Origin of the sequence: Pontibacter sp. BAB1700, from assembly GCF_000277005.1 — a bacterium.
Classification (GTDB): Bacteria; Bacteroidota; Bacteroidia; order Cytophagales; family Hymenobacteraceae; genus Pontibacter; species Pontibacter lucknowensis.
In genome coordinates this window covers 1-12,760 of record NZ_AKIS01000137.1, presented here as the reverse complement: position 1 = coordinate 12,760, position 12,760 = coordinate 1, and the positions used below count along the sequence as shown (strand labels likewise).

General features: G+C 47.7%; 12 protein-coding genes. 2 read left to right on the top strand and 10 right to left on the bottom strand.

The window, feature by feature from the left end:
* Nucleotides 1-390: 390 nt before the first annotated feature.
* Nucleotides 391-1,287, top strand: a complete 897-nt coding sequence (locus tag O71_RS15945; protein ID WP_007658736.1) for an aldo/keto reductase — start codon at nt 391-393, stop codon at nt 1,285-1,287.
* Between the two features lie 4 nt (nt 1,288-1,291).
* Here O71_RS15945 and O71_RS15940 read toward each other — a convergent pair whose 3' ends face one another.
* From O71_RS15940 to O71_RS15915, 6 genes are all read right to left on the bottom strand, one after another.
* The gene (locus O71_RS15940; protein WP_007658734.1) at nt 1,292-2,011 is read right to left on the bottom strand and encodes a hypothetical protein; all 720 of its coding nucleotides are present in this window, start codon (nt 2,009-2,011) and stop codon (nt 1,292-1,294) included.
* Nucleotides 2,012-2,101: 90 nt separating this feature from the next.
* Nucleotides 2,102-2,896, bottom strand: a complete 795-nt coding sequence (locus O71_RS15935) for a hypothetical protein (protein ID WP_155800958.1) — start codon at nt 2,894-2,896, stop codon at nt 2,102-2,104.
* Nucleotides 2,848-3,438 (bottom strand): hypothetical protein, encoded by a 591-nt coding sequence (locus O71_RS15930; RefSeq protein WP_155800957.1) that lies wholly within the window; start codon nt 3,436-3,438, stop codon nt 2,848-2,850. Before O71_RS15930 ends, O71_RS15935 begins: the two co-directional genes overlap by 49 nt.
* Nucleotides 3,390-3,845 carry an Ig-like domain-containing protein gene (locus O71_RS15925; RefSeq protein ID WP_007658731.1) on the bottom strand — a complete coding sequence of 152 codons (456 nt, stop codon included), beginning with the start codon at nt 3,843-3,845 and terminating at the stop codon, nt 3,390-3,392. The genes O71_RS15930 and O71_RS15925 overlap by 49 nt, the downstream gene beginning before the upstream one ends.
* Nucleotides 3,846-4,225: 380 nt before the next feature.
* Nucleotides 4,226-4,555, bottom strand: coding sequence for a hypothetical protein (locus O71_RS15920; RefSeq protein ID WP_143731955.1), 330 nt, complete (start codon nt 4,553-4,555; stop codon nt 4,226-4,228).
* Nucleotides 4,556-4,654: 99 nt separating this feature from the next.
* Complete coding sequence (locus tag O71_RS15915; RefSeq protein WP_007658728.1) at nt 4,655-6,883, bottom strand: FUSC family membrane protein; 2,229 nt, start codon at nt 6,881-6,883, stop codon at nt 4,655-4,657.
* Nucleotides 6,884-7,069: 186 nt separating this feature from the next.
* Between O71_RS15915 and O71_RS15910 the strand changes: the two genes are divergently transcribed.
* On the top strand, nt 7,070-7,567 hold the full coding sequence (locus tag O71_RS15910) for a cupin domain-containing protein (RefSeq protein WP_007658721.1): 498 nt from the start codon (nt 7,070-7,072) through the stop codon (nt 7,565-7,567).
* Nucleotides 7,568-7,573: 6 nt separating this feature from the next.
* On the opposite strand, the gene O71_RS15905 is transcribed toward O71_RS15910, so the two are convergent.
* From O71_RS15905 to O71_RS15890, 4 genes are read right to left on the bottom strand one after another with little or no spacing between them, the layout of a single operon-like run.
* The gene (locus tag O71_RS15905) at nt 7,574-7,972 is read right to left on the bottom strand and encodes an NUDIX domain-containing protein (RefSeq protein WP_007658719.1); all 399 of its coding nucleotides are present in this window, start codon (nt 7,970-7,972) and stop codon (nt 7,574-7,576) included.
* A gap of 7 nt (nt 7,973-7,979) precedes the next feature.
* Nucleotides 7,980-10,250, bottom strand: a complete 2,271-nt coding sequence (locus tag O71_RS15900) for a DUF2357 domain-containing protein (protein ID WP_007658718.1) — start codon at nt 10,248-10,250, stop codon at nt 7,980-7,982.
* Between the two features lie 11 nt (nt 10,251-10,261).
* Nucleotides 10,262-12,166 (bottom strand): MrcB family domain-containing protein, encoded by a 1,905-nt coding sequence (locus O71_RS15895; RefSeq protein ID WP_007658716.1) that lies wholly within the window; start codon nt 12,164-12,166, stop codon nt 10,262-10,264.
* Nucleotides 12,167-12,198: 32 nt separating this feature from the next.
* Entirely contained in the window at nt 12,199-12,624 is a 426-nt protein-coding gene (locus tag O71_RS15890) for a hypothetical protein (RefSeq protein ID WP_040574430.1), read from the bottom strand.
* Nucleotides 12,625-12,760 lie beyond the last annotated feature (136 nt).

Here is a 12,760-nt window from a genome sequence, read left to right as displayed (position 1 = left end):
AAAGTCAAGACCCTCCAAATCGAGGGCCCCTACCCCCACTCGCTGAACGCTCGAACAGTGGAGTGTCATAGGGCGCACCTGGCTAGGCTATCTGTTCTATAGCTGCCGTGCAAGTATGCCTTGCTATACCTTTCAGCGGTATAAGTGGTCTATAGAAACATGCTACAGGTTGGTGACTACAAACTGGTAATGGCAGAGATTCCCCTCTCGGGAGGGGCAGGGGTGGGTTAATTCTGCAGAAACGCATTATGCTTCAGCAATCCTATTGTACCTGCAAATTGTTAGGTGCCTAAAGTCCCCTTCGAAGGGGGCAGGGGGATGACAATCGGGCTCTCCCCAACCTTCTCCCCCAAAGCACGCTATAGCTAGAAGCCACATAAAACGATCAACATGCATTACAAACAACTCGGAAAATCTGACCTGCGCATCAGTGAAATCGCCTTCGGATGTATGTCCCTGGGCGCCGACCATGCGGTGAATGCCAGACTCCTACACCAGGCGCTGGACGGAGGTATAAACTTTTTCGACACGGCTGATCTCTACGACAAGGGAGCAAACGAAGAAACGGTTGGGAAGGCCTTTGCAGGTATGCGTGACAAAGTGATCATCGCGACGAAGGTCGGTAACCAGTGGCGGTCCGACGGCAGCGGCTGGGACTGGAACCCAAGCAAGAGCTACATCCTGCAGGCGGTGGAAGAGAGCCTCCGTCGCCTGCAGACCTACTTCATCGACCTGTACCAGCTGCATGGCGGCACCATCGACGATCCGATCGATGAAACCATCGAAGCCTTTGAGCTGCTCAGGCAACAGGGCAAGATCCGGCAGTATGGTATTTCTTCCATCCGGCCCAATGTGATACGGGAGTATGTGAAGCGCTCCAACATTGCCAGTGTCATGCTGCAGTACAGTTTGCTCGACCGACGGCCAGAGGAAACAGTGCTGGACCTGCTGCAGTCGAAAGGTATAGGGGTGCTGGCCCGTGGCAGTCTGGCGCAGGGACTGCTGGCCGGGAAACCTGCTAAGCCCTACCTCGGCTATACCTCGGAGGAGGTGCAGCAGATGGCTAAAACTGTTCAGACCGTGGCTGGTGCAGCACGTCCGGCAGCTGAAGTGGCGGTGCGCTATACCTTGCACCACCCGGCTGTGAGTGCGGCGGTGCTGGGAATCCGAACAGAGGAGCAGCTCGGCGAGGCGCTGCAGACCGGCAAGGGTGCATCCTTAACGACTACGGAGATAAAAGCGCTGCAGCATATTCTGCAGGCCAACAGGTATGAGCAGCACCGTTGAGCGATTACCGGACGATTGGAATGGAGACCGCCAGGTTGATGCGCAGGCCACCCCAGCCTGGCTGCAACGTTTTGTTATTGCTGTTGATCCTGAGTTGCTGCTTGGGCTCTCCCGGCACATGGAATGGATAGTTCGTATCCAATAAGTAGCCTAGTGAAAGGGTAGTCGGGAAATCAAGGAACGGATACTGTAGTCCCACAAATGGCTTGAGCCCCAGACCATAGGAGTTAAACTTATCTTCACTGCTCTCAGTCGTGTTATTGATCTTGGTATACGCCTGCAGCTTCATGTTCGTCATCAACATATGCAGTTCTGCTCCCACTACATATCGCAACGTACTTTCTTTTATCGGTTGGTGGTGATAAAATAAACCGCCAAAAGCATTGTAATTGAGTGGCGTGTCCAACAGAAACTCACCGGAATAGTCCGAATAGGCCACCCGGCCGCCGGTGGAGCCGTGCTCTATGAAACCCCCAATCCGTGTATTCTCTCCCAGGTCAGACACTACATTGAGGCCGAACTGAGCATAGGAGCCAAAGGTATCAGTTGCCTTCGCATTCAGGTCGGTGTTGGCGATCATCACGCGCTGCAGCTCCTTCATCGATTGCATCCGGAAAGTGCCAAAGCCCAGCCGCGGCTCCAGGTATACCCTGGACTGGGCTATGGCTGCACTGGCAGAAAGCAGCAGGCATACTGCCAGGATTAAAGTTTTCAAGTGTGACATAGCCTTACAGTTTCAGATAGCGGTTACCGGAATAAAGCGTGTTGTTGTAGAGGAAAACCGGGGTTCCAACTGCTACTTCGAGCTTGTTGACTAACTGTCCCGTACTGCTGTTGTAAATAAAGACCTGGTTAGAATTGCTGCCATAGAGGTGGCCTGTAAAAGGATCCGTATCGGGCATGTACAACTCTCTTTCTGTTTCAAGGGTTGACTGGAGCGTGCCATCCGTCGTGGAGTAAAAGGAAATGGTTGTCCCTTTGGTGGTGAAGAACAGCGGACTGGCCTGTGAAAGGTAAGGGTATTCGCCTCCTGCTTTGTCAGCGACAGCTTTTTCCAGCTGCCGTTACTTTGCTCCACATATACCTGATCCGCAGCACTAATGATTTTTCCATCCGGACTGATCATGGAGTAGCTATAAGATAGATGAGCCTCAATTGCCGTGACGACCTTTTGCTGCTCCATATCGATCACATAGGCATGATCCATTGTGTCTTCGTAATACTCTGCGTTGCGGGCCCGCAGAATCAGCCGGTTGTTGTTGCTCACGCCATCCAGCATACTGAAATGATAGAGTTCCTCTGGCAGTAAGTCGTTCAGTTCGTAGGACGCCAGCGTCTGAAGCGTGAGCGGGTGCAGCCTGTGAACGGCATTGCCGATGATGCTATACAGGATCTTGCCATCCTGGGAGATCACGTCCTGCTTTTCGCTGTCGGCCTGCAGGTACATAATGCTCCGCTGCTGCTCGACATGCCGGGTGGCGGCATCCACCACCTTGAGATAGCCTCTGTCAGTAAAATAAAGCTTTCCGGAAGCGGGCATCCCAAACAGACCTTCGACGCTCAGCGGTCCCCAGGGAGCGCCCAGACCTGATAAGATGGCATAGTCCACCTCATACCTTGAGCTAGCTCCCGGGAATGACTTGGGTAGGTAAACAGGGTGGCATGGAGCTCTTCCCCAAATATGTTTGCAGGTGTGGTAACGACCGTATCCTTGGAATTGGTCATGGTAAAAACCCTGTTGGAATTCAGGGTAAGTTCGTAGCTGCCAAGATTCCTGTAGAATGGAGTGGAGCTGAATGTGATAATAAGTTCTTTAGCTGGGCTGATTGTGCTGCTCAGCACCTGCGGTTTCGGATAAAAGTAAGGGATCGAATTGCTGTACAGGTTATAATAGTAGCCGTTTACCCGCGTCACCACGTTATAGGAAACCCGCTCTCCCAGGTAGTCGGTGTCGAACCAGGTGGTCTGGTTCGGATCGGTAATCGTGGCAACGACCACACTGGTGAACTGTTGGCCCGGATACTGGCGCATGATCTCATACTTCTGGAAGCCGGTTCCCCTGTACTTTTTCCATTCCACCTTCAGACTGCCATCTTCGGCTTTCACGCTCGTGAGCGTAACGGGTTTTGGGATGGTGTTATCGATGTACACCACCCACGTTCTGTATACCTGTACACCCTCGGCCCTGCTTTGTCTGCCAGGCTGCCTGTTCCTGAGTTGCCTACCACATTCAGCTGTAATTTATAATAGCCGTCGGCAAAATCGGTTGTCTCCAACTGGCGCTGTCCTGTGGCTGACGTAGCCGTGCCCAGCGATTTTTTATCCAGCAAAAGCTCGACAGAATAAATGGTGCGCCCCGGAAGGGAAACATTGAATTGTAGATTGACCGATCCCCGCAGCATCAGGGTGTCCTGCTCCGGGAAGTTGTCTAACTGGATATCGCCAACAACGTCGACGTGAGGGTTTACCTCCTCAAAATGACTCCCCGAGGGGCTATAATCGCAGGCAAGAAAAAAGCACGGGATAATCCCGAGCAGCAGGCGTAAAAGTTGCTTCATAGGCTGGTGGCAGATAAACTTAAGCTAGGTATAGAAAGACGCAAATATACAGGTTGTCTGTTATTTACATACATAAATCAGCATAATTATATACCTGTTGTTATAGCGTGTGGATAGCCGCCTGAAGCTCGACGAGGATGAATGGGCTAAAATAAAAAAGCAGCAACCGCTGGGGCTGCTGCTTTTCAATAGGCTGTATGCTATACCTGCCAATTAGGGCAGGGCATATATGCTAATCGTAGCTTTTCTTTTTCTTTTCGAGTTTGGCCGCCTGCTTTTCCTTTGGAGTTTTGGCTGGCTTTTTCTTTATGTCCTTTTTTGCGTCTTGTGACTTTGCCATAGGTATAGGGTTAAGGTATACCTAAAGGTACGTTATTTTTCTATTCGAAGTGTACCTCCAGCTCATCTTCTGCCAGACCAAAGGCAATGCCCCGCATCAGGATCTGGGCGTTGGGGTGGGAGAGGTCCTGCAGGTCCTGCTCTATCTCCCGGATGCTGACGCCCGCTGTGTCGCCTCCAAAAATGCGGATGCGCAGTGTCTGGACAATCAATTCGTCATCGTCGTCTTCGCTTTCATCCCCGGCATCCGCCTGCAGTTGCAGTTCCATTTCCTGCAAACGCCCGACCAGGGTGTCGCGGTCTATTTCCTGATCCAGGAACTGGCCGAACAACTGCCGGGCCATGGGAGAGTAGTGAGGCTGATGGGACATAGTGGTAGGTTGTGCTAAGCGTAATTTAACGCAAGATAAGGGAAATGTATATGAAATGCCGTAGCTATCTGCAGCGGTGCAGCAGCTAGGCCATGCTGATCAGACCAGTTCCGCTACTGCTTTCTTCAGATTGCCGGAGATAGTGTGCAGCCACTTCAGCTGATCAGAGATCAGGCGGGCCTCCTTCAGGTTTTTCAGAAAACCAGGGGCGATGGGCTTGTACGTGGCACCGGCCAGTTCGCGGGTACGGATGGCTACCAACTCGTTATACCTTCCCTCCAGGTGGTCGTAGGCCTCCACCAGTTCTTCCAGGGCCACCGTTTCAGCCTGTGGTGCCTCCTCCTGCAACGTTTGCAGCGCCTGCGCCAGATTGGCGTCTATCGATCTGATGATCAGGTGCAGGTCTTCCGGGGCGGCCTCTGTTTTATTATCCCGGATAAAAGTGCCCAGCGCCGCCGCAGCCGCCAGGAAGGTATGGTTCAGGCCGACGATCTCGTAGATCTCCATCAGTTGCTGCTGTGCCGACTTCGGCTCCTGGCTCATCCGCTGGAAAGCCGCGTTCAAGTTGCCCATCTGCAGGAAGGCTTCTTTTCGGGCGAGTTTATAATCCGTGGTGTTCTGCGATGTGTGCTGGCTATACCTGTCAATCTCGGCCAGGTAGCTGCGATTGGCGTGCAGGGCCTTCACAATGTTGCCTTTGATGCTCAGCGACTCCCACGAAGGCCACAAAAAGGAGATAGCCCCAAAGGCAATAGCAGCCCCTGTCAGGGTATCGATCACCCGGAACTGGATCGCGTCGAAGGCATCCGGGGTGATGAGGGCGTAGATAAAGATGACGCCCGTAGTAACGAAAATAGAGGAGGTGCGGTAGTTGCGTTGGATAAAGGCGAAGGAGAGGATCAGCGATACCAGGGCCAGCACGGCATACAGGTAAACGTTCTGCACAAGGAGCACCACCAGCCCCGCAATCACAGCACCCAGCAAGGTGCCGTAGAGCCTGTGCTTCGACCGCGCCTTGGTCAGGGTATAGCCGGGCCGCATGATCACCACGATCGTGAGCAGGATCCAGTAAGCGTTTTGTATCGGGAAGATGATACCCAGCACATAACCCAGCAGCATTGCGATCGTCAGTCGGCCGGCATGTTTAAAGATGGGCGACTTTGGTGAGAAGCTATCCCGCAGGATCCGGACATCATAATCCTGCTGGGTGATAAACTGCCGGCTCTCCCTGCTTTGCAGACCAATGCTCTGCTGCTCTTCCAGGTTCAGGTATAACCGCTCGATGGAGCTGATCTTCTGCAGCAGCTTTTCCTCGTAGTCCAGTAGGTTATGGAGCAGGAGCGCACCCTCCCGGGCATCCGGCAGTTTCAGTTCTTCCACGTAAGCTCGGATGCTATCGCTGCACTTCTGCAGCAAGGGCTCCAGGTCTTTTTCAGCTGACAGGGCATGACCCTGCTCCATACTGTCAGCCAGATCGTCCAACTTGGCCGACAGCTCAAAAACCAGCTTAATGAAAGGCAGCAGCACCCTGACGGACTGCCCGAACAGCGCTCTGGCGCGCTCATAATTGGCCGGGTTGGCCAGCGATAATTCCAGTATGTCGATCAGCTCGATAAAGATCAGGAGCTGCTTGCGGTGGTAGTTGGAGGTACCCGAGCTTTGCCTTTCGTGCAGGAGCACTTCGCGCAGGGCTTCATGCGTCTCGTTCAGTTTCACCTGCAGGTTGTAGAGCTCCTTCTGCAGCGCCTCCTGGTCTGGGCTCTCCGTTGTCAGCTTGCCGCGCAGCTGTATGTAACGGGCCGTTTGCCGCAGACAGGTAATGATCAGGTTTTCAGCCTGGCGCCTTTGCAGCAGCGAATGGAAGACAAGCGAAAGCAACAGCGCCCACAGGCCACCGGTGCCCAGCAGCAGGCCGTGTATAAAAATGTCGGCGCCCGTATGCGCATGCACAAAGCTCAGCACGATGGCCATCAGGCCCGCAAAAGACACCAGCGAAGCCCGGAAACCATACACGGAAATAAAGGAGATGGCGAACACCAGTACCGCCAGCACCGGAAGCAGCAGGTATAGACTACCCGATGCAAGGCCAATGGCAATACTGGCCAGCATGGCAATGGCCGCCGAAACGAGGATGCCGACGGTTTTATGCTTCCGGCTGCCCGGCACATCGCTTCCCGAAGCCAGCACCACGCCCATGGCAACGCTCAGAAAATAGGGCACCTGCCCGAGCCAGAGCCCCAGCGAAACAGGCACAGCGGCACCAAAGGTGATTACCAGCGCCTTTACAAAGTCGGTACTCCTGAAAAATTGTCTCAGCTCCTGCAGCATAACGCAAATGTACGGGAAGTGTGGGAGGGAAGCTGTGTGTGGGGAGATTAAATTAGAGAAGCTTTTAGCGGGGCGGTCAGACAGTTGGCACGACGAGAAAATTTATGGTCGGGCTGCTCTCCAAAGGAGGTGTCAATCTCGTAAATATAAGGCAAAGCAAGAGCATATTCACAAACAGACCAAGCCATGGGCAAGCCAACAGCCATAAAAGCCGATGAAGGCGCTAAATTTGATTTCGGGGGATTTGGGGTGCACTGGAAAATAGACGGATCAGCTACCGGGAAACGCTTTTCGGTGGTGCATCATCCGCTTGCACCACATGCACTGGCTGCCCCGCTGCATCGCCATCATAACGAGGACGAGTATTCGTATGTAATCAAAGGGAAGCTCGGGGCACTACTCGGCGACGATGTGGTAATAGCGGAGCCGGGTACCTGGGTATTCAAGCCGCGTGGCCAGTGGCATACCTTCTGGAACGCCGGCGACGAGCCCTGCCTGATTATCGAGGTTATTTCACCAGCCGGTTTCGAAGACTTTTTCCGGGAAGTAGCAGCCGCCTGGGGCGATATGAACAAATTCGCTGAGATAAATAAAAAGTACGCCCTCGACATGGATTTCGATAGCGTGCCCAGCCTCTGCCAGCGTTTCGGCCTTACCTTTCCGAAGCCGGAAGTGATGGAATAGGGGTGGTTAGCGAATAAGCTCCCGCTCCTTCAGCCAGTCGAAAATGATGTGATCCACTGGTGAAGTCAGGTGCTTGTCCTGGTAGGTAAGCCACACCACTTCTTCTATTTCACTGGAAGCTGCGATGGTGCCCGTGTAGGCACCGGTATAGCAGGTCATTTGCACCTGCACCCCATCCGGATGGCTGTCGGCCTGCGCCTGAAATACACCCAGGAATCGGGTACTGTCCTCGATCAGGGAAATGCTGAGCTCTTCGTTTATTTCACGCGATAGCGCCTCGAAGTCGCTCTCGCCCGCCTCCCTTTTCCCACCGGGGAAATAGTATTTGGTTCTGCCCTTGCTGCGGGTGCTCAGTATTTTACCGTCCTGGATTTCGATCCAGGCGAGTTTGTCGATGATGTGCATGGGAATGTTATACTTTGGCTTTCATTAGCTCCGTTAAAGAAACAGCAAAAGGCAGAGCGGAACCTCTTCCTTTTCTATGTTTTTCTAAGAGTCTAATGTCCCACTCCATATTCTCAAATTCTAGAGCACTTACCTTCTCTATTTCATAAACCAGATAAAAAGGTTGTGAAGGATTGGGATAATTTCTTTTTATCATAGCCTCTTTTGAAAAAACACGTGGTCCTCTCTCTTTAATTCTCCAGATCTCACCTGTTGTGAGTTGAGCCTTTGTATGTAAAAGTAAATACTTGGCTCCAGCCTCTGTTGGGCCGAGATGCAAAGAACCTCTATCGCTGTCTATCCTTGCATTATAAAGTTGTTGCTGGCTAATCCAATTTAGATGCTTAGTGTCCTTGAAGTAACCTACAAGAACATGTACATCATTCGGAGGTGGTGTTCTTTCATTACCATATTTTTCAGGTATAGATTCCTGTAAAATATCAGACGGTCCGTCTTTATGAATATAATAGGTTCTATACGATAGCTGCTCCATCTGAGAAGCCCGGTTGAGAATCTGGTTTATAATCTCTGAAATAAAAGCTTTTAAATCAGAGATTCCATTATTGTCTCTGGAGGGGCTGATAGGGAATGCCCCAAGGCCAGGTATTATTTCATGAAAACCAGATTTATTGAAATGCTTTGAGCCCGGATACAGAATATAAGCACCTCCGGTTCTTCTGATTGCATCCCGATAAGCATGCATTTTTAAAAGGTCTTCTCGCTTGTAATTCCCTTTTCTCTGTTCCTCTTTTTCCTTACTTAAATCTAGGTTGTCATCACCTATTATTTCTGTCAGGTGAGATACCTTATACTTAGCATCAAAATGCACATGAGTAATCAACTCTTGCTCTTCTGCATCCTTAGGCTTTATACCTTCCGGCCAGATGCTCAATGTATAGTCAGGACGCATAGCTTTTGTCCAGCTTCCTCCGGAAGGGTAAGCTTGGTTTCCTTTGAAGGTACGGTTATAGCTGAATTGTACTTTTAACTTCCGTCCTCCAGCATCAAATATACCTTGGAAAGGAATAAAATCGCCAGCTTTAAGTTGAAGCTCAAGTCCATCTGCAGTAGGTTTTATAAGCTCTTCTAAAGTAGATGGCTCTACTTTAAACAGGTCTCTAAAAATATCGAGTAATGTAAAGAAGAGCCAGTATTCATAAAGTGTAGCTACATCACGCTTACCTGCACTGTATACATCATTGCCACCTTTCCAGATTAGTTTAGCGGCCATGTCAAACATGAGCCAGGCACGCAGTACTTCTCTGTAGCCTTCTTTTCTTTGAAGAACAGGGCTATTTAAGTTTAAAGAAGTTGGTGGGGATACATCTTTGAAAACAGAATGGCTTAAAAAGTTTTCCAGTACCTCTTCAAGTTGCATGACTTCCTGATAGGCGCGACTATCTTCTGAAAACCGAATCCGAATTTCGGTACAGAACTGAGTGAAACTAGTTAGTGCATGCTTAACGAATCTGTTCTCTGGTGTATCTACAGTTTCGTATTTGTTTTTGACTCTAAGTCTTGCAGGAACTGAAGCTAAACGACCATGAAGCGGATGAGTAGCCGGTAATTCTAGTCTGCTTGAGCTGGTTATAAATTGACGCATAGTAGCGTTGTTTATACGTCTGGCTCTTCTGATATCCCGCTCTTCCTCTTTATCAGTCCATGTTGTTACAGGAGAGGATACAATACGATGTGCAGCTTCCTTAAAATCTGAAGATTCTATCAGAGACTTTACGAAAGCAAACCGCTGATACAGGGTCTGGGGATCTTTATTAAAATCTACTGTAAAATGCTGTGATACAGGCGAGGTGTACTGCATCAGCAGATCAGTACATTTCTCTGTTATGTCTTCCAACATAAACCTGTAATCGTGCCGGTAAGAAGTCTTTATAGACCTGACCTCAAAGGTAATAGACCCCTTTTTTTCACAGGTATCCTTTTGGAGGATATCCATGACAAGAGAACCAACATAGATATTCGGAGTGATGCGTCCTGATGATGTATTTGCGCGTGAAGGAGTAACGATCTTGGGTACCTCCTGCAGTTTATAGTTGCTTTCTATCTGATACTCATAGGAAAAGCCTTCCAAGAGTTGTAATGGAGCTTCGCCATTCTCAGTAGCTTCTGCAGCATCAATTAGTTGTAACGATGCTTCTAAGTCAGATTCAGAAAATATGGTAAGAGTAACGGAGCTGCCATCTGTCAAAGCAACCGCTACAGATTGAGTAGGATTTGCCATAGCCCTACTTATTAAGCTTCCGCAAAGCTTGTAAATCCATCCTGCAATACAGCTTTATGCATTCGGGAAATCTTCTCGAGCGATATTGGAAATTTTACTTTTGCAGCATTCTTAAAATCAATGGTTTCAGGTGCATTTAAAAGTTTAGTAGCATCTATTTGTTCTACAAGGCAAAGGCTGGCAAGGGCTTTTAGACTAGGCTCTATTTTACGTCTGGAACCATGTAGCTTAGGAAGCAACTTTTGCATAATTGCGGCATCAATGATATCATTGGTAGACCAACCCGAATCAAGTGAGTGAACAACTTCTGAGAATCTTTTAATTTCTGAAGCTGTTCTGTAACCAAACTCAGCACCTACTTTTTTGAGCTCTTTAAAAAACATTAACAGGTTTGTATTCAAGTTCTCTGAATCACTGAATCCATTAGATTCATCTTGAGCCTTGCGTACAAAATCGGACGCCATGTTAGCACCTCTGGCTTTTAGCTTATTAAGGTCTAGCTTGGCTACATTTTTTAGATATGCTCCCATTTCATCTTCTGTTACTCTAAACTCAATGGCGTTTGCTCTGTCTAACACCTTCGGACTAAACATATAGGTTGTCTCGTCAATGTTGACCGTACCAATAATGAAAAGGTTTTTTGGTAACTTAATACTGTTTGGAACATCATCTATACCTGATTCAGCATGTAGCGGTATAGGTTCTTGTGATTCCATAGCACTAAGAAAATCCGCGAAATAGCGCTCTACATGGCTAAGGTTCATCTCATCCAAAATAAGAAAATAGGGCTTATCAGGATTTTCGTTAGCACTAATGAGAAGCTGTAAAGCTCCATTTTCAGGAATAGAATATTTTGTTGTATCTAATGCATTTGGGAAACCCAAAAGAGGATCACGGTTAGTCCAGTCAGCACCGATGGGTACTATACAAACCTGACTTTCAGCTTCCGAAATCCATTGTGAAAAAGCCTGTGCTAACTTCGTTTTGCCTGAACCGGCAAGGCCTGTAAGAATTACAAAGGGTTTAGTGCAAAGAGAAGATATAAAGCGGATGACTAAATTATCTGTGAAACTCAGTCCGGCTTCTTTTGCATGTTGACAAAAACTTCTGTAATCAAAGTTTATTTGTTCTCTATCAATTTCTTGAATAGGAGGCACCACTTTGATGAATTCCTTTTTAGCTATTCCTAATGGAAGATTGTTGTACACATCTATAACCTCTGCTAAATCTTTATCAATTTGATTAGTATCTAATCCGAAATTAGAAGCGTCTAAATCAATGAGGTAATGACTATGTACAAAGGAGCTGCCGTATCTTGCAGGCTTAGTTTCAAATTTGGTAGTAAAAAGCTCTAAGATTGTTTGGGAAGAAGATTTTAAGTCCCAGCTATTTTTAGAGTCTTGCGTTTCACTTAAACCATATGCTAATATAAGTAACTGCTCTTCCTTATAGTATAGGAACACTGGGTAAATTCCATTAGAAACAGATTGCCCATCTCTCAAAAGTGCCAACCATGGAACGCGCGCTGGATTTCCTTGTCCAAAGCTTACTTCGACCCTTAGCCCCTGAAATTCCCGAAGAAAGTGCTTAGTCTTTAGACTATCACTTTGAGCTTGTAAAAGGAATGCTAGTACGGTATCAGAGAATGGCTTTGATTTTTTTTGAATTTTAAAGCCATTCTCCTCTAATATTCTGAAGCATGGTGTATTTAGCCCCCCTTCAAAGTTATTTCTATCAAGCTCACTGTTATTTGCAAAAATATTGGCGTAGGATAATACAAGCTTTGGAGGGTATAACTTACCATTAAATACCACATCATAAGTTGAGGAATGTGCTTTTAATGGAATACCTTCTATGTCTATTTTTTCAATAGCCTTGAAAAGGTGCTCTTTTGTTATATTGGAAGGTATAGACATTTAAAAATTGGAGAGTAAAATTAAGGGGAATATTAATTTGCTGTGGCAGCGTCTGCAATGTCAATTCCAACACTTTTGGCTCCTTTGGGACCAAAAGTTTTTATTTTAAACTTAACATTCGAACCTGGTGCTAAATAGTCATATATAATTTCTCTGTCTCTGCCTATAAGGGTTTCAGTTTTACTATAGTACTTGATATCAAGCACTACATCTTTGTACTTTGCTAAAGTAGCTGTGCTATTTATTTTACCCTCTAATACCCATTCGCCAATGAAATTTTTTCTATAAGTGCCATCAACATCTACAAAATTTAACGGGTATAGCTTTTCCTGTTGTTCAATTGAGAGTTTGGCTTCTTCATATGATATTGAGCTGCTATCCGCATAACCTGAATCACAACTTGATAAGCCAAGAGTTAAAAGTAGAGCAAAATTAATGGGTAATTTTATTTTCATCATTTTTAGTTATCGATGGTCTTACATTTAAAAGTGAGCGCTATAAAAGTATAGTACTTTTACTGTAGTTAATTTATTAATCTAATTGCAATTAGGTTCCAACGATTGTAAGTATAACAAATATGTTAGTTACTTGAAA